The 20,601-nt window shown below is 62.8% G+C and carries 19 protein-coding genes; 8 read left to right on the forward strand and 11 right to left on the reverse strand.

Features of this window, described 5'->3' with window-relative positions:
• The first annotated feature begins 74 nt into the window (after positions 1-74).
• The gene (locus ACSFC7_RS16990) at positions 75-512 is read left to right on the forward strand and encodes a DUF3995 domain-containing protein (protein ID WP_436344010.1); all 438 of its coding nucleotides are present in this window, start codon (positions 75-77) and stop codon (positions 510-512) included.
• A gap of 701 nt (positions 513-1,213) precedes the next feature.
• On the forward strand, positions 1,214-1,939 hold the full coding sequence (locus tag ACSFC7_RS16995; protein WP_436344011.1) for a DUF4386 domain-containing protein: 726 nt from the start codon (positions 1,214-1,216) through the stop codon (positions 1,937-1,939).
• Positions 1,940-2,134: 195 nt separating this feature from the next.
• Here ACSFC7_RS16995 and ACSFC7_RS17000 read toward each other — a convergent pair whose 3' ends face one another.
• The 3 genes from ACSFC7_RS17000 to ACSFC7_RS17010 all read right to left on the reverse strand — a co-directional run bounded on the left by ACSFC7_RS17000 (position 2,135) and on the right by ACSFC7_RS17010 (position 5,839).
• On the reverse strand, positions 2,135-3,133 hold the full coding sequence (locus ACSFC7_RS17000) for a tyrosine-type recombinase/integrase (RefSeq protein ID WP_436344012.1): 999 nt from the start codon (positions 3,131-3,133) through the stop codon (positions 2,135-2,137).
• 640 nt (positions 3,134-3,773) lie between these two features.
• Positions 3,774-4,118, reverse strand: a complete 345-nt coding sequence (locus ACSFC7_RS17005; RefSeq protein ID WP_436344013.1) for a DUF7853 family protein — start codon at positions 4,116-4,118, stop codon at positions 3,774-3,776.
• Positions 4,119-4,393: 275 nt separating this feature from the next.
• A complete protein-coding gene (locus tag ACSFC7_RS17010) occupies positions 4,394-5,839 on the reverse strand; it encodes an MATE family efflux transporter (RefSeq protein WP_436344014.1) in 1,446 nt (481 codons plus the stop codon).
• Between the two features lie 170 nt (positions 5,840-6,009).
• Here ACSFC7_RS17010 and ACSFC7_RS17015 point away from each other — a divergent pair, with 170 nt between their 5' ends.
• Positions 6,010-6,918, forward strand: coding sequence for an AEC family transporter (locus ACSFC7_RS17015; protein WP_436344015.1), 909 nt, complete (start codon positions 6,010-6,012; stop codon positions 6,916-6,918).
• Between the two features lie 36 nt (positions 6,919-6,954).
• Here the strand turns inward: ACSFC7_RS17015 and ACSFC7_RS17020 are convergent, their stop codons facing one another.
• The 4 genes from ACSFC7_RS17020 to ACSFC7_RS17035 form a co-directional block, all read right to left on the reverse strand.
• On the reverse strand, positions 6,955-7,770 hold the full coding sequence (locus ACSFC7_RS17020; protein WP_436344016.1) for a hypothetical protein: 816 nt from the start codon (positions 7,768-7,770) through the stop codon (positions 6,955-6,957).
• 86 nt (positions 7,771-7,856) lie between these two features.
• Positions 7,857-8,639, reverse strand: a complete 783-nt coding sequence (locus ACSFC7_RS17025) for a YihY/virulence factor BrkB family protein (protein WP_436344017.1) — start codon at positions 8,637-8,639, stop codon at positions 7,857-7,859.
• A gap of 75 nt (positions 8,640-8,714) precedes the next feature.
• A complete protein-coding gene (locus ACSFC7_RS17030) occupies positions 8,715-9,488 on the reverse strand; it encodes a CAP domain-containing protein (RefSeq protein WP_436344018.1) in 774 nt (257 codons plus the stop codon).
• Positions 9,489-9,572: 84 nt separating this feature from the next.
• Positions 9,573-9,875 carry a lycopene cyclase domain-containing protein gene (locus ACSFC7_RS17035; RefSeq protein ID WP_436344019.1) on the reverse strand — a complete coding sequence of 101 codons (303 nt, stop codon included), beginning with the start codon at positions 9,873-9,875 and terminating at the stop codon, positions 9,573-9,575.
• 104 nt (positions 9,876-9,979) lie between these two features.
• On the opposite strand from ACSFC7_RS17035, the gene ACSFC7_RS17040 reads away from it, so the two are divergent.
• The gene (locus ACSFC7_RS17040) at positions 9,980-11,137 is read left to right on the forward strand and encodes a CBS domain-containing protein (RefSeq protein ID WP_436344020.1); all 1,158 of its coding nucleotides are present in this window, start codon (positions 9,980-9,982) and stop codon (positions 11,135-11,137) included.
• 57 nt (positions 11,138-11,194) lie between these two features.
• On the opposite strand, the gene radB is transcribed toward ACSFC7_RS17040, so the two are convergent.
• Entirely contained in the window at positions 11,195-11,902 is a 708-nt protein-coding gene (gene radB, locus ACSFC7_RS17045; protein WP_436344021.1) for a DNA repair and recombination protein RadB, read from the reverse strand.
• A gap of 473 nt (positions 11,903-12,375) precedes the next feature.
• Between radB and ACSFC7_RS17050 the strand changes: the two genes are divergently transcribed.
• Positions 12,376-13,170 carry a hypothetical protein gene (locus tag ACSFC7_RS17050; protein ID WP_436344022.1) on the forward strand — a complete coding sequence of 265 codons (795 nt, stop codon included), beginning with the start codon at positions 12,376-12,378 and terminating at the stop codon, positions 13,168-13,170.
• A gap of 156 nt (positions 13,171-13,326) precedes the next feature.
• Here ACSFC7_RS17050 and ACSFC7_RS17055 read toward each other — a convergent pair whose 3' ends face one another.
• From ACSFC7_RS17055 to ACSFC7_RS17065, 3 genes are all read right to left on the reverse strand, one after another.
• Entirely contained in the window at positions 13,327-15,177 is a 1,851-nt protein-coding gene (locus tag ACSFC7_RS17055) for a PGF-CTERM sorting domain-containing protein (RefSeq protein WP_436344023.1), read from the reverse strand.
• A 566-nt stretch (positions 15,178-15,743) separates the two neighbouring features.
• Positions 15,744-16,445 carry a phosphatase PAP2 family protein gene (locus tag ACSFC7_RS17060; protein ID WP_436344024.1) on the reverse strand — a complete coding sequence of 234 codons (702 nt, stop codon included), beginning with the start codon at positions 16,443-16,445 and terminating at the stop codon, positions 15,744-15,746.
• 187 nt (positions 16,446-16,632) lie between these two features.
• The gene (locus ACSFC7_RS17065; RefSeq protein ID WP_436344025.1) at positions 16,633-17,352 is read right to left on the reverse strand and encodes a hypothetical protein; all 720 of its coding nucleotides are present in this window, start codon (positions 17,350-17,352) and stop codon (positions 16,633-16,635) included.
• 392 nt (positions 17,353-17,744) lie between these two features.
• Between ACSFC7_RS17065 and ACSFC7_RS17070 the strand changes: the two genes are divergently transcribed.
• From ACSFC7_RS17070 to ACSFC7_RS17080, 3 genes are all read left to right on the forward strand, one after another.
• Positions 17,745-17,942 carry a hypothetical protein gene (locus ACSFC7_RS17070; RefSeq protein WP_436344026.1) on the forward strand — a complete coding sequence of 66 codons (198 nt, stop codon included), beginning with the start codon at positions 17,745-17,747 and terminating at the stop codon, positions 17,940-17,942.
• Positions 17,943-17,944: 2 nt separating this feature from the next.
• Complete coding sequence (locus tag ACSFC7_RS17075; RefSeq protein ID WP_436344027.1) at positions 17,945-18,859, forward strand: PGF-CTERM sorting domain-containing protein; 915 nt, start codon at positions 17,945-17,947, stop codon at positions 18,857-18,859.
• A 290-nt stretch (positions 18,860-19,149) separates the two neighbouring features.
• Positions 19,150-20,415 carry a winged helix-turn-helix transcriptional regulator gene (locus ACSFC7_RS17080; RefSeq protein WP_436344028.1) on the forward strand — a complete coding sequence of 422 codons (1,266 nt, stop codon included), beginning with the start codon at positions 19,150-19,152 and terminating at the stop codon, positions 20,413-20,415.
• Positions 20,416-20,601: the final 186 nt, after the last annotated feature.

Below are 20,601 nucleotides of genomic sequence, written 5' to 3' on the forward strand. Positions count from 1 at the left end.
AATTGATGAGGGCAGAGTAAGATAGCTTGTTAGGTACCGATACAGGTTTTTATCCCTTGGCTCGTCGAAGAGCTATGAATCCAACGAGGCCTTCTACATCTTCTAAAGGAGCGCTATTACCAACATTAGCTGGATACGCAGCCTGCGTATGGGCATTCCTTTTTGGTGTTGTACATATATACTGGGCAATCGGTGGGACTGTCGGTTTGCAAGGTAATCCCATGACCGGAATGTTATTTCTCATAAACTTGGCCGCGATACCTCTTTGTTTCGTCGCTGCGGTCGTTGCATTGGGGCTTGTAAGATCTTGGACTCAATACCTGTCTCATTGGATGTGGCTCACCGCAACTTCCGGGGCAGGTCTCCTGCTGACTCTCCGAGGGGGAGTAGGTCTCCTTCAAACCATGCTTTCAGAAAATCACGTGCCACTGTTGCTCATGGCTTACGATTCGTGGTTCTTGCTTGGAGGAATCCTATTTGGAACGGTTTCAATAGCGAGATGGCGTGAATGACCTATCGTGACCTTCCTTCTCCTGAGCTATTGGCGAACGTTCGTAACCCGGTTAGTAAGCAGGCTAGACTACGCACAGGGCCGCTCTTCGTTGCAGCCAGTTCGGCAGAATACCGTGTTCAGTACAGGGCACAGGCTAAGCATCCAACCATATTCACCAAAATCATCTCACAATCATTATGGTATCAGAAGTTTAAGGATCAGCACAATGCCGAATGGGGAGCGTGAAAGAACGGTCGCCATGTGTCAATCCTGCGGTTCCGCCTATGCTGCTGAGTTCTGGACTGATGGGACGATTCAACCGATTGGAACAGGAACTGGCTGTGATTGTGGGTCAACGAAGTTTTAAGTCGTCAAAGATTCGGCAGACACTGGTCTCCAAGAGGAGAAAATCGATTAAGCATTGCTGTATTGCTCAATGCACAGACTATATGCAGCAAACGAACGAGGGCCGTTTCGAATAAAGATGGACGAAACAGCTGATCCGTTGAGCCTGCATGTCGCGGTGATGTTTCATGGGTAAGTCCCGAGAGCTACATGTTGCGCTTGCTGTTGCATTTAATCGTAAACGCCGACATCGAGTGTCTGTTGCAACTTCTACGGATCGATAGGATCTGTATCGGTTGATGCTGGAGTGAATGAACCACCACGCGACCGAAGGATAACGCTATTATCTCATGCGGCGATATACCTTGGGTCAAAATGAACAAGTACAAATGGAACGCACGGATAGCGGGAGCACTAATTATTGCCGGGTATGTCACCTACGGAATCCCGGATGTAGCTATTTTACAGCCTCTGTTCGGTACTTCGGATGTCCTGACCAGCATCTCGGAAAATGAAATCCAAGTGACAATGGCGGCTCTCATTATGGCGATAAATTGTGCTGCTGTTGTAGTCATCAGCTTGGCTCTGTATCCGGCATTGAAAGAATACAGTGAACCGATTGCTCTCAGCTACGTTGTAACCAGAGTCTTCGAATCCATCGTCATGGCTGTAGGTATCATATGCCTCCTATTGTTGGTACCATTAAGCCAAGAATACGTTCAAGCGAATGCTGCTGCTACGTCATCTCTTCAGGCAGTAGGAGTTCTGGCTATACAGGGCAATTTCCTGGCATATCATGTTGCTATGATTGGTCTTGCCGTAGGAAGCCTCCCATTCTGTTACTTGCTGTATCGGACAGAACTTGTCCCGAGAATCATCCCTGTCCTCGGCTTGATCGGCTACCCGGCGTTATTGGCCCTCATGGTGGTTGAGATATTCAATCCAGGTGTGGACCCGATGATATATGTACTCTATGTCCCTGGCGCGATATTCGAACTAGGACTCGCCGTGTGGCTCATCATGAGAGGCTTCAGTTCACCGGTAAGCGTTTCCAAGGATGAATCGCCAGTCGTACCCGAACCCCAAAATAGCACTCGATAAGCGCTATCTATTCAGCACGGCTCTCTCAACACCCCTATTATATGATAGAAGTATTCGCGTTAGGTTCACATGCCCACATACTGACTAGTTCATCGAAAAGTGGATAAAACCAATCCTTGGGAACAGTTCTATGACACCCTCCGCCAAGCTGTGAAAGCGGAAAGGCGCAATAGTGCCAAGGCGCTTTAACGCCAGTTAGCCGTCCATCCCGAACTCGTCCCGCCGAAGTTTGCGCTTCTCGGCTTCAGAACGCTTGTCGTAATGTTCTTCCATCGTGCGTACTGAAAGGTCCACTCGATCCGCCACCAACTCCTTTCGATGGCCTTCATCCAGCAGGTACGTTACACTGGATCGGCGTAGATCGTGTGGTGCGATAGAGCTTGGACAGCGTGCGGCGTGCAGCCGTGTTGTGGCTTCGCAATTAGTGATTTCTCGGTCATGTGGGCACTCACGCGTGTAGTCGCACGGGCGTGTGATCTGATTGATATGGTCTCGAACGTTGGAATGGCTCACCCTTCCTTGTTCGGTGGTGAATAGCGGAGTGCGGTCATAGTTGTCTGTGACATCGTGGCGTCGTCCTTCGATGTAATCATCGAGGATCGAACAGCACCAGAGAGCCAGGTTCACTTCTCTCTCGCTGTACTCCTTGTTCTTCAGTGGCGTCCCAGTTTCAGGGCGGTGATGCAGCTCGACATAGTGTTCTTTGGGGTGGAAATCCTTGAGATCGATTGCGCGAAGAGCGCCGAGACGCATTCCTGTATGCCAAAGGAAGGCGAACACGACATGTCTGAGGGAGGGGTACTCGTACTTTTCCAGATAGGACAGGATTTGCTGTGCAGTAATCGAGTCGATCTTTGTGTTGCGGCTAGCGTCGTCGGGCTGTGCGACGACCATCCCATCGGCGAGTCCGTTCGCGACGAGCCCGCGGCTCTGTAACCAGCGCGTGAACACACGCAGGACGGTCATCTGGTTGTACAGCGTGACTTCACCGACCTCCATCTGCCGGTCAAGTCGGAAGTATGCGAGGTCGAATCCATCAATGTCGTTCACGTACTCGATATCCTGGCTCTCGCACCACTGCCACCATTGTTTGAGGAGCGAGCGATGGTTGTACAGTGTAGCGCGTGCGACGTCGGGCTCTCGTTCTCTGAGGTAGCGTTGCGCGGCTTCTTTCGGAGTCAGCTTTCGTGTCATAGTGGTCGTGCGACCACGAGACTGTGAGTCCCACGGGGCGACGGCCTGGTCCAATTACCCACATGGGTCGGCCCTACTGAGTGCACACCCGCAATGGCGTGATCGCCACGGAGTCGCGATGGCCAGATGGTTGGTCAGCCCGCGATGGTGGATACCTCCTTTTAGGAGGCCGGCAGTGAGGGGTGCAGCGAGCGGAGCGAGCGAACCGCGAACGTTAGAAAAGGCGTGAAATGCGGTTTATTTCACGTCTTTTCGAGCAGTTCAAATCTGCCCCAACCCATTTTTGGCGACACAATGACGACGAGCGTAGCGAGGAGTCCGTGTCATCAAAATTGGTACGGGCAGATTTGAATCAGGAAGTGAAGCGAAGCGGAACGACCGTGGTTCAAATCTGCCTCGATCCATTTCTGACGGAACAATACCGACGAGCGGTGCGTGGCGCGTAGCGCCCCGATACTGCGAACGGCGAAGCCGTGAGCGAAGCGAGTCGCTCGTCGCTGAACAGTCGTTACGAGGGATTCGAATTAGACCGAGGTTCTGCGCCTGTGGCGCAGGTTCACGGACGTAGTTCAGATCTGCCCGCCTCGTTTCGACTACGCTGGTATTCTACTGAGACGACGTGGCCAGAATCGATAGTTCATCAGTCAGCCGAAAGCGCCGGTCCGCGCCCGTCGATGGCTCTCGAGACGCGATGGAGGAGCTGTTCGAGCCGCGGGCGCTCGAGTTCCCACCACGTCGGCGAGTGATGGTACTCCGCGAGGATCGCCTGGATCGCGTCGAGCTGTGCGATCGTAAAGCGAGTGTGGCCCGCGTCGAGCGTCTCGAACGCCTGGAACACCTCGACTGGCGGCGGATCGACGGTCGTCGGATCCGTCGCCGTGAGCTCTCGTTCGATACGATCGAGGAGGACGTGATGGAGCGTCCACTGTTCCTCGAGCGGCAGCGATAGCGTGACGGACTGGGTGTGTTCTGAATTCTCTGGCATGGCCACCGATCTCTCGTCGGCTGGATGTACTCTATACCGTGTGTAGTGTTAACTCTTACCATGAACGGGCTCGACGTCACTCCGATAGACGCTCAGTGGCATCACGGCCACGTCGAATCGCAACTCGTCGAGGCCCGTTCGGACCACTCCTCGTCGAGCGGACGATCCTCGCATCGGGCGGACGACCGCAAGCACTCGAGCGGCCAAAAGGATCGCTTCTTCACGGTGGGTGAGATCGTCGATCCGCGAGTGCGCCGTCTCGAGCCCGCCCCACCTCAATCATCGGCAATCACCGCATCCGGCCGGTACGTCTCGCTGATCGATTTCCACTTATCGGTGTGGAACCGCCAGTAGTTGATCGCGGCCGGAACGGTCGTCTCCGCGACGAACGCGAGGTAGAGTCCCCAGTAGCCCAGCCCGGTCGTCGCGCCGAGGTACGCCAGCGGGATGGAGCCACAGAACATCCCGACGAACTGGCTCGCGAACGGCACCTTCGTGTCGCCGCTGGCGTCGAGCGGCCCGGCAGCGGCACCCGCGACCCCCTGAAAGACGACCGCGACGCAGGCGGCGTACACGAGGCTGACCGCAATCGGAATCTCGGGGCTCGTCGGATCGTCCGCGAAGAGCACGACGATCTGTTCGGCGAACACCGCGATGAGAACCGCGCTCACGACGTAGGTCGCGACGGCGAAGCGAATGATGTCGCGGCCGTAGGCCTCGGCCGTCCACTCGTCGTTCTGGCCGAGCGCCTGGCCAACCAGACTGGAGGAGGCCAGCCCGAAGCCCCAGCCGGGCGTGTTCATCAGCCCCCAGATACGCCGCGCGATGACGAACGCGGCGACGGTGTTCTCGCCGAAGATATCGAGAATCCCCAGCATCGGAAACTCGGCGACGGTCCAGACGAGGTTCCGACCGCCGACGGGGAGTCCGATCGTCACGATGTCGCGAAGCGTGGCGGGATCGAGGTACGGTCCCAGCGGATCGACCTGTACCGGAAGGTCGCCGATGCCGGGGAGCCGACCGGCGGTGATCCCGAGCGCGAACGTGGCGGTGACGGCGACGTTCGCGAGCACCGTGCCGAGTGCGGCACCGGCGACGCCCCACCCCAGCCCGAAGATGAACAGGGTGTTCAGCCCGATGTTGATGATCGCGCCGCCGGCGCGGATCTGCATCGCGATGTAGGAGTCGTCCGCGCCGACGAGCGTCCGACTCCCGACGAGGTTGAGTCCCGCGAAGGGGATGCCGAGCGCGACGACCTGCAGGTACGTCGCGCCGTAGTCGATCGCCGATTCGTTGCTACTGAGCAGCGAGATGAGGTCGTGCGAGAAGACCCAGAAGCTCGCCGCCACCGGGAGGCTGATCGCGACGACCAGCACGGTACTCGAGCGAACGGCCAGCCCCAACTCGTCGTACGCCTCGGCTCCGAACCGCTGTGAGACCAGCGCGATGGTGCCGCCGGCGACGCCGCCGCCGATGGCGAAGGCGAGTCCCCAGAACGGCCCCGCGAAGCCGACGCCCGCGACGGCGGACGTCCCGACCGCGACGCCGACCATCGCGACGTCGACGGCGCTCTTGGACATCCGCGCGATACCGGTGACGATGCGAGGCCACGCGAGGGCGGTCGTCTGAACGGCGCGTTCGCGGTCGATCAGCCCGAGACGAGCGAGCGCAAGACCGATGTAGAGGATCGTTAGACGCAGTGGATTTGGAACCCGACTCACGGAATATCGGTCCATTATCGAACAGGTTCAAAGGGCTTCGCGACCCGGCAATCCGCAACGAAACGCATCGATTGATCGATTCGTTCGAGCAGCCGCTCGAACCGTGTCACACCCTCACACTGTCTGCGGCAACCGAACAGTAGAAAAGTCCGAATCGACTCGAGACTCCTATGGAAGTCCTCGGTCGGCTCGCGGCGTTGCTCGTCGTGCTCCTGCTCGGAACGGGACTGCGAGCCTCCGGTATCCTCGACGCCGGCCGAACCGCGACGCTGAACGCGGTCGCCTACTACCTCGCGCTGCCGGCGCTGATCTTCGTTTCGACCTACGATCAGGCGGTCGCCGAGTTGCTATCGGTCGCGCTGTTCGGCGGGCTGTTGGTCGTGCTGTTCGCGACGGCGGGGCTCGCGTGGCTCGTCCACCGCCATCGGCACTCGAACGGACAGCAAAGCGTCGCCGTCGTTCAGTCGTATCACTCGAATCTCGGCTACCTCGGCCTGCCGCTCGTCGCGGCGACGTTCGGCGCGGAGGTGACCGCGATCGCGAGCGTCGTGCTCGGCGTGGTCACGCTCGTCCAGCTCCCGCTGACGGTGCTCCTCCTCTCGACGTTCAACGGCGCCGACGCGGCGCTCGGCGACGAACTGCGAGGACTGGCGCGGAACCCCGTTCTGGCGTCGCTGATCGCGGGGCTCGCGATCGGCTCGAGCCCGGTCTCGGTTCCCGGACCCGCTGCGACCGGACTCGACGCCGTCGGCTCGTTCGCCCTGCCGCTCGCCTTGCTCTGCGTCGGCGCGTCGTTACAGATCGACCTGCCGGCGATCGATTTCGGCGCGACCAGCTCCGTGATCGCGCTGAAGATCGTCTGCATGCCGGCGCTCGCGTGGCTCGTCTTCGCCGCGTTGCCCGTCGACGCGGCGACGCTCACCGCGGTGGTCGTGATGTTCGGGACGCCGACCGCCGTCTCGACGTACGTCTTCGCGGCCGAACTCGGCGGCGACGAGGAGTTCGCGTCGCTGAACGTCTTCGCTACGACGCTCGTCTCGATGCTGACGCTGTTCGTGCTGATCACGGTGGTCGGCTGACTCGGTATCGCAGCGAGCGAAAGAGGCCGCGAGTCGCTACCCGCCGAAGAGCCGTTTGAGTCGTCCGAACAGTCCGGCGGACTCGCTCTCGTCCTGACCGTCGTCGCTCGAGTCGCCGTCGTCGCGCTGGATCGACCCGGCGAGCGGCCCGGCGTCGTCTCCGAGGTCGGCCCCGCCGGCACTCGATCCGCTGTGGCCCGACTGGGCCTGCGTCGTCTCGAGGTCGTCCATCGAAAGCTCGATCTCGTCGACGTCGGGCGTCGACTCCCGACCCTCGCCCGCTTCGGCGGCTCGGACGTCCGCGCCGGTGACGCTGCCGGTTTCGATGCGAGCGGCCAACTCCTCGATCGAGGCGTCTTCGTCGTCGGCACGGGCCGTCTCCGCCTGGAGTGAGGAAGCAGCCGAGTCGACCGAGGCCGCGGTGTCGATTTCGGCGTCCGTCTCGTCGCTCGAGTCGGCATCCGCGGCTTCGACCCCCGACCGCACGTCGGTGTCGTTGGGTTCGCCGGTGCTGTCGGCCTGTCCGTCGTCGTCCGACTCCGCATCGGTACCGTCTTCGACGGCCGCCTCGGCGTCGGTCGCCGCCTCCTCGGCTGCCGGGACCTCGTCCTCGTCGAACTCGACCGCCACGGACTCTTCAGTTTCGGTCGAATCGGTCGATTCCGTCGCGTTCGCTTTCGTCTCACCGAGCGAGTCGAGGATGTCGTCGACGCTCTGGTCGGAGACGACGCGCCGGGGGCCGCCGCTCGGCTCGAGAGCGTCGGCGGCGTCGCCGTCCGCGTCGTCGGCTGACTCGCTCGCGTCGGCACTCGAGTCAGCGGTGGCGGACCGCTGTGACTGTTCGTCGCTCATTGTGCAGGTCTGTCCGTGCCGGAACCATAACTGTTCCCCACGGGCTCGAGGCGACACCCGACTCGCGGTGTCGCGTTTTCGGCCACCTACTCGGCGAGGGACGGCTTCGAGAGAACCACGTTGAGCACCGCGCCGAACAGGATGAGCATGCCGGCGAAGTAGAGCCAGGTGACGAAGAGGAGGACGGCACCGACGGCGCCGTAGGCCTGATACTGCCCGGCGTTCGCCGCGTACAACTGGAAGCCGGCCTGAAGGATCGTCCACCCGACGGCGGCGAAGACGGCACCGGGAAGGATTTCGATCGCGCCGACCGGAATCGGCGGCAACACGTAGTAGATCGGCAGGAAGACGAGGACGAGGCCGACCAGCAGCGTGACCCAACTCAGCAGGCCGGCGAAGGGAACGACGTCGGCCGCGAGGCCGATCACCGTCCCGACGACGATCATGAGCGCCAGCGCTCCCGCGCCCGCGAGGATCACGGTGACGCCGTCTCTGAGCTGGTCGACGAGCGTGTCCTCGACGACCTCGTCGTAGACCTTGTCGAAGGCCAGACTGAGTCCGCGAAAGACCTTGAGCGCACCCCACGAAGCGACGCCGAGCGCGACGACCGTCGCCTCCGCGCGACCGGATTCGGTCGTCAGTGCTTCGACGACGAGGTCTTCGCCCGCTTCGGGAAGGAAGTCGCCCGCGACCAGAATCAGCCGTTCGGCGGCGTCTTCGCCGCCGAGGAACGAGCCGACGACGAGCGCGAGGATCACCAGCGGAATCAGCGAGACGAACGCGTAGTAGGCGAACCCGGCCGCGAGAAAGGAGATGTCGCGGTCGCTTGCCGTTCGATAGACCGACGTAGCCGTCTCGGAGACGTCCATACTGGAACCCGGCGGTCCAGCCCCAAAGCTCTGTCAATCTCCCTCAGATTCCGTACCGCGTGTATGTCGTCTCAGCTACCACTCGTGGCAGAAATTGTGTGACGCGTAGGCCTCGCCGTCGTCCGTGAGGTAGACGCCGACGCCGGCCCGGTCCCAGTCGGGGACCTCGTCCTCCTCGAGGATCGCCTGTCGGTGGGGCGTCGAGTTCATCCACTGGTCGACGAGTCCGGTCGCGAGCTCCTCCGCGGTCTCGTGGCGCTCGGTCTCTCCGGTATCGGGGTTCTCGACCGGGCGGTCGATGTAGGTCAACGCGATGTTTTCGCCGTACCCCTGACAGTAGTCGTCGACGTCGTTGAAGCGGCCCATCGGCTCCTCGCCGTCGGGGTTGACGTGATCGAAGTAGTCGCGCTGGGCCATGTCGTAGCTGTGGGCGCGTGAGACGGAGGCGACCGTGGCGTCCCACTCGAGCGGCTCGAGGCCGTGCTCGGCCCGCCGGTCGTTGACCTCGGCGTGGACGAAGTCCTCGACGGTCTCCGAATCGATCGTCTCGACGTCGGCTTCGTACGTCGATTCACCGGGGTCGTCCGGATCCGTAACGTCCGGATCGCGCTCGCCGGCCGGTGGCGGGTCGGAACTCGGCGACGGCTGCGTGCCGATGTCGACGCTGTCGGGGCCCTCGAACTCGTCGCCGCCGAGATCGTCGACGACCGTCGGGGCGAACAATACAGCGCCGAACGCGAGCGCGCCGACCAGCGCGACGGCGACGAACAATCGCAGAATCCCTCGAATCAGGGCACGATCGGTGGGATCGCTGTCGTTCGGATCGGTCGACGGACGCCGGTCTTCCATCGCCCGTACGGTCGTGAGGCCGGGATAAGACAGTCGTGGTCCATTGCAGCGACTGACACTCGAGTGTCAGCCCGTAGGTGGCGACTACTCGTCGCCGAAGAGCGTCTCGTGGAAGCCGATGACGAGTCCGGGCACGACCGCCATGAAGAGGTGTTCCTCGAGCGGGATCCCCGCGATATCGATCCCGGTCCGGAGCTTGATGTCGAAGACGCCGACGGCGAGGGTGTAGCGGTCCCAGAGGTAGGCGACGGGGTAGAGTGCGAGGATCGTGACGCCGGCCTTCCGGAGCGCGTTCGCCCGGTGGAGCAACAGCACGGCGACGCTCCCCCAGAACAGCTCCGTTGCGAGGTAGGTGTACCGACCGAGGACACTGATATCGAGTGCCATGGACCTAGTACGAGTGCGACTCCCAAAACGGTCGACCCTGCTGCCACCCGGCTAGAACGTGCGGTATGTTCAAAAGCCCGGCGACAGTATACCCAGATAGAACGATGAATATCGCTGATATCGCCACCAGGGACTACATCGAAGTCGACGTCGGGCAGCGTATGGGGAAGGTTCGTTCTACGTTCGAGAACGGTAACCCCAAGGGAATTATCGTCACGGACGACGGGGCGTACGAGGGCGTCATCAGCGAGCGGGAGGTCCTCCAGTCGCACGTCGAAGACGACGCGAAGGTGGCGGCGCTGATCAAACCGAGCCGGAACGACCCGGCACCCAAGGTCGACCGCGACGAAGACGTCCGGGAGACCGCACGGCTGCTGATCGAGAGCAACTCGAAGGTCGCACCCGTTTTCGAGAACGACGAACTCTGGGGGGTTATCACCGACGACGCTATCCTCGAGGCGGTGATCGACAACCTCGATGCGCTCTCCGTCGAAGACATCTACACGGACGATCCGGTCACGCTCCAGGAGGACGACGGGATCGGCAAGGCGATCAACCATCTGCGGGAGCACGGGATCTCGCGGCTGCCCGTTCTCAACGAGAACGGCTTCCTCACCGGGGTCGTCACCACTCACGACATCGCGGACTTCGTCATCCGGGAGAACCACACGACGACGACGGGCGACCGCGTCGGTGACACCCAGCGACTGCTCGACGTGCCCGTCTACGACATCATGAACAGCCCCGTCGAGACGACGACGCTCGACGTGACGGCCGAGGAGGCCGTCGAAACGATGCTCGAGAAGGACTACGCGGGCCTGATGGTCACCCCCGAGGACGACGACCGCGTCGTCATCGGCGTCATCACCAAGACCGACGTGCTGCGCGCGCTCACCTTCACCGAAGAGGAGCACATGGACGTCCAGATCACCAACATCTCGATGCTCGACACCATCACCCGGGAGTCGATCGTTCAGAGCATCGAGGAGGTCTCGGACAAGTACGCCGACATGCAGGTGATGCACGCCCACGTCCGGTTCCACGAGCACAACGAGAAGCTCCGGGGCACCCCGCTCGTCCAGTGCCAGATCCGGCTGCGAACCAACAAGGGTCAGGTCGCCGGCACCGGCGAGGGCTACGGCGCCGAGAACAGTTTCCGCGTCGCCATCGACAAACTCGAGCGCAACGTCTTAGAGGTCAAAGGCGTCACCAGCGACGAGGAGTACCGCGGACAGCTCCTGCGGAAGCTGAACGAGCTGTAACGCCGCGCCCACTGCCGCTTTTCGACACCGATTTCAGAACGTGCGGGCCGGGCCATCTTACAACCGCGCCGACTCGTCGCCGCCCTCGAGTCCGCGATCCGTAATTCGGAACTGGACGGACTCCCCGACGGCTTTCGAGCGGTGTTTCTCGAGCGTGGCCCGCCGGTTGCCGCCGCGGAAGCGCTCGAGACGGAGGACCACGCCGGTCCAGTGCTCTAAGGTATTTCCTCCGAGCGCGCGCGTGCGATCGGCGTCGGGGTCCGCGAAGACCTGATTCGTCAGGACGACCGCGAGGTCGTGTTTCCGGGCGAGCGAGAGCAGGTGCGTCACCTGTCGGGTGACGCTGCGAAGCGCCTCGCCGTCGTCGCTGTCGCCGGTGCGCTCGAGTCGGTAGAAGCCGGTCGCGCTGTCGAGGACGATCAGGTCCGCCCGTTCGGCGAACTCCTCGGCGTCGCGGACGGCTTCCGCCTGTTCCTCGAAATCGAGGGCGTCCTCGACGACGATTCGGGAGGCGACGGCCTCGACGTCGTCCTCGTCGACGTGCGCCGAGAGCAACTGCTGAAAGCGGTCGACGGAGACGCCTTCGGTGTCGATGTAGACTGCGGTCCCGTCGTCGACGGCCGTCTGGACGGCCGCCGAGAGCGCGAGGTTCGTCTTCCCTGCGGCCGGCGGGCCGTACACCTGCGTGACGGTCCCGCGTTCGAATCCCCCACCGAGTAACTCGTCGACCGGGGCACAGCCGGTCGGGATCGCCTCGTCGTTCACGGTTCGAGTTGGCAGGTTACGTGCAAAAAGCCCCCGGAATACGTCGGTGATCGGCCGAATCGCGATCTGCCGGCGATTTTCGATCGGACTCGAGCGGCCAGCAGCTCGCCCCCACCCTCTTCGGACCGATCGAACCACGAATCGGTTGGGGAGGACGTGGCAACCCTAGTCGCCACGAGACGCAGAAGACTCCACTTCCTTTGTTCTCTCGAGTCACAACTGGTCCGTCCGAAGGTGAACGGAACGCTCGAGTGTATCGATTACTGACAGCGACGACGATCGCTCTACAGTTACTGGCAACAGGGATTTCCACGTCCTCCCCAACCGATTCGTTCACTCCGTTCACTCATCCCTCGCACGGCAACGGACCGCGTCTCACTTCACGTTCGCCGCGATCCGGCGCGCGCCACCGCACGCCGGCTTATCGGGCCAAATTGACACACGTTTATTCCCGACGAGGGCGAAGTCGACACGTGATCGTCGTCGCCACGTCAGATTTCGAGGTGTACCACGGCGTCGTCAACGAACTCCGAGACCGCGGCTCCGAGTTCACGACCGTCGAACCCGACGCCGCGCTTCCCGAGCACACTGCGGTCGTCGTCACCGGGGCTGACCACGCCGACGAGTTCGAAGGCGTAACGACGATCGTCGCCGATCCGGACGATCCCCGACGCGCGGTCGACCAGGCGCTGACGGCGGTCCGCGGGGACGGGGGTCGAACCATCATCGGCGTCGATCCGGGCCGCAAACCCGGCATCGCGATCCTCGCGGGGGAGATGGTCGTTGCGGCCTTTCAGGTTCCCTTGTCCGATGCCGTCGACGTGATCCAGCGCGAGGCCGACGAGGCGACGTCGCCCGTCGTCCGCGTCGGCGACGGCTCCCGACTCGAGAGCGCGAAACTCGTCAACGACCTCGAGGACGTGACGGTCGAACTCGTCGACGAAACCGGGACGACGCCCTACCTCGGCACGGGCTCGAGAGGGATGGGCGACGTGCTGGCCGCGGTGAACATCGCGCGCCTCGAGGGCGAGGTGGTCGACACGCGCGAGATCGAACCGACCGCGGGCGAGTTACAGGTGATCAAAGATCGGTCGCGCGAACGGAGCGAGAACAATCGGGCGATCGACGAGTTACTGGCTCGACGGGTCGCCTCCGGCGAATTGACGGTCGACGAAGCGCTCGCCGAACACCGTGACGCGGACGACGATCCCGACCCGTCACCGGACGACGATCCCGGCTCATCGGGCGCCGACGACACGACCGACTGAGCGCTCGAGTACACCGGCGTCTCGCGGTCGAAGTGGTCGCGCTCCGGCGGCACCGCTCTCGGTGGCGGATACGCGCGGAGAAAATGAAACGCTGAAGTTGAATCGCCGAACTCTCGCGGTCAATTCCGACCGGCGCTAGTTCGTCGGGAGCAGTGCTCAGTGCTGCCCGAATCGGGCGAACAGTGCGGCGGCGAGCACTGCGACGAGCGCAACGACGACACCGAAGCCGGGCACCGAGTCATCCTCCTCTTTCTGCTCGTCGTCGTCAGAGTCGGATTCGGACGCTTCGATAGTGGACTTGTCATCGTCGTCGGTCTTCTTCTCGTCATCGTTCTCGTTCTCGGCCTTCTGGTCCTCGTCGTCGGTCTTCTTCTCGTCCTCGTCGCCCTCGTCGTCGACTGTGCCTTCGTCGACAGCCGTCGATTCGGCGGACGTGAACTGGACGTTCTCGTTCTCCTGGATGGTCATCTGGAACGCGAAGGCGTCGCCCTCGTCTTCGGCGATCGCGAGCGCGTTGTTCGACTGCAGGTTCGTCTGTGCGACCTCCTGGCTCTGTTCGATCTCAGCACTCGAGTGCTGGTGGACGTCGTTGAGCTGGTCGTTGTCGCCGTCGTAGTCGAACGTCGTACGGTCGGCGTCTTCGACGCTGTCACCGTTGACCATCGCGGTCGTCGTCGAGGTCTTGACCGCACCCTCGTACTGGTCCTTCGTGTCTTCGTAGTCGATGTCCTCGCCTTCCAGGAAGACGTTCAGCGCTTCGGCGGAGCCGATCTGCGCGTTGATGTTCTGCTGGAAGGTCAGCTGAACCGCTTCAGCCTCGCTGCCGTCCGTGGCGATCGCCTGGGCCGAGCTATCGAGGTTGATGTTCACCTGCTCGACGCTCTGGTACTGCGTGACGCTGGCCTCGGCGGTCTGGTTCACGTCGTCACCGTCGTCCTGTTTCTTCTCGGTGGAACTGTACTCCTCGTCGGCGTCCTGGGTCATGACTTCGGTAGCGCCGTCGGCGCTCGCGGTCGCGACGTGCATCCCTGCGGAGTCCATCAGGACGTTCATGGCTTCGGCGGTTCCGAGCTGTTCGTTCAGGTTCGTCTGCTCGGAGATCTGGACCGCCGTTGCCGACGAGTCCTCACCGACTGCGATCGCGATCGCACTGCCCTGTTCGATGCTGTTCACCTGCTCGACTTCCTGGGCCTGTTCGACGGTCGAGTCAGCGTCCTGGTCGACGCTCGGAGCGGTGTCGTCACCGCTGGATTTCTTGTGTGCGTCGTGTGCGTCCTTGTCTTCGTCGAGGTCAGCGCCGTAGACGTTCGTGGCGCTCGCGTAGCCTTCCTGAAGGTTGATGTTGGACTGCTCGGTCAGCTGAACCGCGGTGGCCGAGCTGTCGTTCTCGGCGAACGCGAACGCGGTGTTGTTCTGAATGATGTTCGCCTGGCCGACGGCCTGTGCCTGACTGACCGACGCTTCGGCCGTCTGGCTGACCGTCGTTTCGCCGTCGTCGCCGACGGCTCCCCAGCCGTTGTACTCCTGCCCGTTGTCGTTGCCCATGATGACGTAGACGTCGCCGACCTCTTCGAGCGTCGTCTCGTGGCTGACGCCGGCGGAGTTGTCCGCGCTCGCGTCACCGACCTGGGAGTTGGTGTTGTCCTGGCTCGCTTCCTGGATCGCCGTCGCCTCGCCGCCACCCATCGCGATGGCGACCGCCTCACCTTGCTCGTTGATGTTGACTTGGCCGACGTCCTGGTACTGGATCACTTCCGAGTCGCTATCCTGTTCGGCCGTAGCGACTCCGGGATCGTCCGATACGTGGGCGTCGATATACTCCTCGAGTGATTGTTCACCGAGATCCGCACCGAAGACGAGGTAGACGTCCTCCCCGTCCTCCATCGTGTGCACTGTCTGGTCCGAAGCGGTACCTCCGTTCGCGCCGACGGTGCCGGCCATCCCGACCATCGAGATAGCCACCATCGCGGCGACGAGAACTGCCGTAAGCTGTGATCGTCTGTTCATGGTTATTGTCGCATCAGCTTTGAAATTCCCTGTGAGGGTCTTTCGTCGCTGAATGTCTGCGACGCAAACCGGTCTTCCCCGAAGAACGTCTTTGTTATCTGTTGGTTGCTTGGAAGAAGAAGGTGACTAGAGATCGATTGCGACTTCATTATGTCCGCTAACTGGGTGTTATCTCGACGGACCGAGAGCCGGTCGATCGTGGGACGGATATCAGCGATAACACAGTGAAACCGCAGTACGTAATCGGTGTGAAACGATTCGATCTCGGATCGGTGCGAGTCGTGAGACCGTTTTGGACCGATTACTTCCAATGAATGTCAGTATCGAGAGACCGAATCGCCGGTGGGACTGCTGCTCTCCACCTCACCTCGCTTCGTCCGCCGCCGCCATCGAGCGTGCTCGTCTCGAGGTCCGATCGTGGCCAGTGCTCGAGGTCGATCGCCCCGCGCTTCGCTCCTCGTGGTGTTTCGCTGGACGCACTGCTCGGCGCGTCACGGTCCGTTCACCCCGCTGCGAGAACGCCGGACGGGGTGGTTCCTCCCGACCACTGATCGCCCGCGCGGGAGTCACTGCGTCACGGCTTTCCAGGCGTTCCGAACCGATCGTCGGGTCGTCAGCCACCAGCCGACCGCCCCGCCGACGCAGCCGACGAACGCCAGCCACCCGTCGGTGGCACCGCCGCTTACCAGGACTGCGGCGCTGCCGAGCAACGCGGCACCGGCGAACGCCGCCCTCGGTTCGCGCCCGGTGAGCCGTTCCGCGAGCAGGAGGTACCCGACCCCGAACCCGACGGACGCGAGCACGTCGACGAGATAGTGCACGCCGAGTGCGAGCCGCGAGAAGCCGACGAGTCCGATCAGTATCGCAGCCAGCCCGAGCCGTCGCCGACGCGTGAATCGGCCGCTCCAGAGCGCAAGCGCGCCCCACAGAATAGTTGCGGCCATCGTGTGACCGCTCGGGAACCCCTCTCCCTCTCGAGGGATCGCCTGCAGCGACGCCGGCGGACGCGGGAATCCGAGCGTCGCCTTCACCACGAACGTGAGCGCCAGGCCGCCGAGGACGACGGCCGAGACGAACGCGACCCGATCCGAAACGAGGCGATCGGATCTGCGCCGGACGGCCCCGTACATATCCGCCGTCACGAACAGCAGTAGTACGCCGACGACGACGAGTTCGTCACCGAACAGGGCTGCGAGTTCGAAGAGCCGGACGGTCCACTCCGGGAGGACGCTTCGTATCAGTTCGGTAGCGCCGACGGATCGATCCATAGCGAGGTGTGACAGCATCATTGCGGGCTAACCAACGGGCCGGGAGTCGACTCGTTACGTTCGTCGTCGTGCACCCTCTCGAGGAATAACCTTTCGACCGGCGACGGCTATCGCGGGGCTCGCCGCCGCGGAGCGACACCCTTCGACGGCGCGTTCCGCACGCTCGCCGAGGGCAGTGCGGTGTCGGTCACGCGGATTCGACCGTCGGCAGCACCCGATCGAGGACGTCCTCTTCGCTGAGTTCTCCCGCCAGGTACGCCTCCGCCCAGTCGGATTCGACGTGCCAGTAGGCCTCGTCGCTGTCGTCGTCCTCGTCGACTGCGGTGACGTCCATTCGATCGGACTCGAGGCCGCCTTCGACGATATCGATGTAGGCACCGATGAGCGTCCCTATCTCACTGGTGACTTCCTCCTCCGTCTCTCCGCCGACGTAGTATTCGACGGTGAACGTGTCGTCCACCATCTCCGTCGATATCACCTCGACGCCCCACTGTGACGCGATCGTCTCGAACAGTACGAGCAGCTCCGCCTCCGAGATGTCCTCGTCGATCGACTCGTCAGCGGGTCCCGTCTCGTCGATAGTAGCGGCCGGATCGGATTCGGCACCGTTCGATTCGGATTCGGCACCGTTCGGTTCGGACTCGGCACCGAGGTCGACGTACAGCATCCCGCTCCACAGTATCACTCCCCAGAGTGCAAGCGCGTAGAGCCCGGCGGCGAAGCCGGTTTGCACGCCGCCTCCGGAATCGATACCGGGGAGCCCCGACAGCCTTCCCGCGACGTTCCGATAGTTCGATTCCACGGCCCACACGGCGAGCAGCGGGAAGAGAACGACGACGATCGGGAGCACGACGAACACGTATCCGATCCCCACCACGGTATTCCGGAGCCGGTGTCCGGCTTTCATGCCCGGAAATCGGGCCACCCATCTCATGCTCTCCGGTGGTAGACGCCGTCATATTGTTAATGGTGAAGCCACCGTTCGATAATTTGCTATTAGCCGTGAATTATGCTGGCGGCGTCCTGGGTGGCCGACGCCTCGCAGACGGCCCGACGACTCACCACGCGAACGGCTCACCGACCCCTCACAGAGGGGCATCGGCTCACTACGCGGACGGCCCGACGACTCACCCCACAGACGGCCTCCCGACTCAGTACACGGACGACAGTCGACGGCGTCTCGATCCGCGGCGGATTCGTCGGACGGTTCCGTAACCACCGCCCATCGGCGCGTTGTCACATTCCGCGATCGCTGTACGCTGCTCATATATAGGGTGATCGAGGTGGAGGGACAGTCCGATGGTGACGCTCCTCACCCCGAGTGATCGTCCGGTCGAGGCCGGACACGGTGGTCCGCCGTCGACCAGTGACGAACTCGCAGGCCGGACCGGTACCGAACCCGAGACGCGACCCGCGGCAGCCGCGTGGGCGCTCGTGCCAGCGCCCACGGTCGGTTCCCGATCGCTCGAGACCGAAACAGCCGTCTCGAGCGGATAGCCATGGGATCGTCGAGCACAACACTCGGCAGCCTCGGTCGCCGCGCACTCCTCACCGGCATCCTCGTCGGCGCCGTGCTCGCGGTCGGTGCGCTCGCGGGACTCACGATCGGTGGCGGAAGCGACGGGGGCGGTCCGGCACTCGAGAGCGGGGTCGCCGCTCAGGACGACGTGTCCGAAGACGCGTACGAGGAACCGGTGCCCGAGGAGGGGGACCTGTACCACGAGGAGACCGCCGACGACGGGAGCTGGATCAGCTACGTCAACCCGCGCGACGAGTATCGCGATCCGTATCTCGATGACGGCTCGGGGAAGATTTGCGTGACGCTGGTCAACGAAGCCGGCGAGCCGGTCGTCGGCGAGAGCGTCCCGAACACGAGCGTCACGATTCCGACCGGCGAGCCGCTGGACTGGCACTCGGAGGCCGATCCGTTCGTCGTCGAGTTCCCGATGACCGACCACTACACCCGGCCGCTCGACGCCGACCAGTTCGGGACGAATCCGGACCTGCCACACGGGGACGGCACCCTCGACTCCCACTGCCTCGAGTGGCACGGGCTGCCGGAGGACGAGACCGTCGAGTACGGCGAGGCCGAACTCGAGGGCGCGCACGCGGACGATATCGAACTCGTCGGCTACGTACAACAGACCCACGAGGCCTGGGATGCGGACGTCGATCCGATAGCCGACGCCGAGTCCTACGACGCGACGGAGGGCGGGTGGACCTACCACCCCGACGGCTCGCACGGCCAGACCGTCGTCGTCTTGCAACTGAACGAAGAGCTGGCCGGCGAGCGGAGTCACAGCGATGGCGAGGACGACGGCGTGCTCTCCGATCGCAACGGCGTGATCGGCGTCGGGGCGATCGCCGCACTCGTCGCGCTGGCGGGGATCGGGGTCAGTCGATACCGCCGGTGAGAACCCGTGTCGCGGGCGCCGGTGCCGTCATCAGCGGACTGGTCGGTCGCCCCGATCGATCTCCGTCGTCAGACCGGGCGTAGTCGTCGCCTCGAGCGCCGTTAACGTTCCATTCAACCCGACGTCCGGCGATTCCGGCGGCTACTGTTTTCCCGAGTAAACTCTCCAATACCATACAGAAGCCCGACAGTATAGTTGTACGAATCCGTGTATTTGTTGTTTCACTGAAAAAACTATATCGGCCGGGTCGAGGATTGTTGGCGTGAACTGTCGCTCCGACGAGGTTGCAAATGAGTCAGTCACCATCATCAACAGGAGAACCACGTGAGCGTAGCACCACCGTCCCGCGAGCGGTCATTCACAAGAAAATCCTCGACGTCGCAGAGTCGCGGCCGACGGCCTCGATGGAAGCGATCGCGGACGACGTCAGCGGTGCCACCGTCGCGATCGTCGAACAGGTCCTCGAGGAGTACGGCGATCCGGGGACCGCCGACGGCGACGACTCGACCGGCGACACCGACGGCGACGAGCGAGAGGAGTCATTTGCAGCCGATTCGACGGACGCGGAGAGCGTCACAGCCGTCTCAGACGAAGCCGAATCAGCCATGAGTGAACACGATAGCCGATCCGACGCGCGTCTCGAACTGTCGCTCGAACCGGCGGACGTAACCGAAAAACAGCTCGAGACGCTCGAGGAGATCTACGATCGCCCGGACGCGACGCAGGCGGCGCTCGCGGACACGCTCGGTGTCAGCAGTGCGACGATCAGTCAGCGGGTCAACGCGATCGACGGGTTCAGCTGGTCGAACCGTCGCGAGTTCGTCGAGGTGCTTTTCGACGACGGGGCCTGGTTCGAGGAGACCGACGGAACGGTCGACGAGACCGACCGAACGGATTCGGAACCGGAGTCGGATCTCGTCGCCGACGGAACGACGACTGAGGAACCAGCGACGGACGGTCCCGAGACCGACGGCGAGGTCGCTCTCGAACGGACCGAATCGAACGCTGGAAGTGATACCGAGAGCGCCGAATCCGATGGTGAGCGCACCGCTGTGCAGACCGAGCCAGGTGGCGAGCGAACCGCTGTGCGGACCGAATCCGGTGGTGAGGGTACCATCGAGCGGACCGAGGCTGACGGTGAGAGCACGATCGAGCGGACCGAAGCTGACGGTGAGAATACCGTCGAACGGGACGAAGCCGACGGTGGAGACACCGTCGTGCGGGCCGAATCCGACGGTGAACGAGCCCCGAAATCCCACGCCGATGGCGGCGTCGACGCCCGCGCGCCGGTCCGGTCGACGGAGTCGGACACCGGCGAGATGTGTCTCGCTGCCAGCGAGTCGGTCGGGGAGCTCTCCGAACGACTCGAGGCGGTCACGCAGCGACTCGAGTCGCTGGAACGACGGCTCGCGGACGACGCCGCGTCGTCCGGCGGGGTGCTCTCCGACCCGGAGCTCGCGCACAAAGTCGTCCACGCGTGTCTCACCGCCGACCACATCTCCGAGGAGGAAGAGCTGCAGCTCCTGAAGGAACTGACGACGGCCGACGCCACCTAGCCGTGTCGTCATTCGGGCACTAGGACGGACTAGTACCGTTCTCGGCGTCGATCGATCGACGCACTACTAGTAAACACGGGTCTCGGTTGATCGACGGCCGATCGGTGTGATGGTCGATACTAGTACTAGGACGACGCTGCTCGAGAGACGCCGATCGGCGAGGCGATCGGGAACGGCTGTCGATCG

The sequence above is a fragment of the Natronorubrum halobium genome, assembly GCF_051351675.1.
Taxonomy (GTDB): Archaea; Halobacteriota; Halobacteria; order Halobacteriales; family Natrialbaceae; genus Natronorubrum.

What these genes read in the sequence shown, in the direction of transcription:
- ACSFC7_RS17020 (WP_436344016.1), bottom strand. Translation starts at nt 7,770, where the DNA reads ATGAGCGACGAACAGTCACAGCGGTCCGCCACCGCTGACTCGAGTGCC.
- ACSFC7_RS17005 (WP_436344013.1), bottom strand. Translation starts at nt 4,118, where the DNA reads ATGCCAGAGAATTCAGAACACACCCAGTCCGTCACGCTATCGCTGCCG.
- ACSFC7_RS16990 (WP_436344010.1), top strand. Translation starts at nt 75, where the DNA reads ATGAATCCAACGAGGCCTTCTACATCTTCTAAAGGAGCGCTATTACCA.
- ACSFC7_RS17080 (WP_436344028.1), top strand. Translation starts at nt 19,150, where the DNA reads ATGAGTCAGTCACCATCATCAACAGGAGAACCACGTGAGCGTAGCACC.
- ACSFC7_RS17040 (WP_436344020.1), top strand. Translation starts at nt 9,980, where the DNA reads ATGAATATCGCTGATATCGCCACCAGGGACTACATCGAAGTCGACGTC.
- ACSFC7_RS17055 (WP_436344023.1), bottom strand. Translation starts at nt 15,177, where the DNA reads ATGAACAGACGATCACAGCTTACGGCAGTTCTCGTCGCCGCGATGGTG.
- ACSFC7_RS17075 (WP_436344027.1), top strand. Translation starts at nt 17,945, where the DNA reads ATGGGATCGTCGAGCACAACACTCGGCAGCCTCGGTCGCCGCGCACTC.
- ACSFC7_RS17065 (WP_436344025.1), bottom strand. Translation starts at nt 17,352, where the DNA reads ATGAAAGCCGGACACCGGCTCCGGAATACCGTGGTGGGGATCGGATAC.
- ACSFC7_RS16995 (WP_436344011.1), top strand. Translation starts at nt 1,214, where the DNA reads ATGAACAAGTACAAATGGAACGCACGGATAGCGGGAGCACTAATTATT.
- ACSFC7_RS17070 (WP_436344026.1), top strand. Translation starts at nt 17,745, where the DNA reads ATGGTGACGCTCCTCACCCCGAGTGATCGTCCGGTCGAGGCCGGACAC.
- ACSFC7_RS17015 (WP_436344015.1), top strand. Translation starts at nt 6,010, where the DNA reads ATGGAAGTCCTCGGTCGGCTCGCGGCGTTGCTCGTCGTGCTCCTGCTC.
- ACSFC7_RS17060 (WP_436344024.1), bottom strand. Translation starts at nt 16,445, where the DNA reads ATGGATCGATCCGTCGGCGCTACCGAACTGATACGAAGCGTCCTCCCG.
- ACSFC7_RS17030 (WP_436344018.1), bottom strand. Translation starts at nt 9,488, where the DNA reads ATGGAAGACCGGCGTCCGTCGACCGATCCGAACGACAGCGATCCCACC.
- ACSFC7_RS17035 (WP_436344019.1), bottom strand. Translation starts at nt 9,875, where the DNA reads ATGGCACTCGATATCAGTGTCCTCGGTCGGTACACCTACCTCGCAACG.
- ACSFC7_RS17000 (WP_436344012.1), bottom strand. Translation starts at nt 3,133, where the DNA reads ATGACACGAAAGCTGACTCCGAAAGAAGCCGCGCAACGCTACCTCAGA.
- ACSFC7_RS17025 (WP_436344017.1), bottom strand. Translation starts at nt 8,639, where the DNA reads ATGGACGTCTCCGAGACGGCTACGTCGGTCTATCGAACGGCAAGCGAC.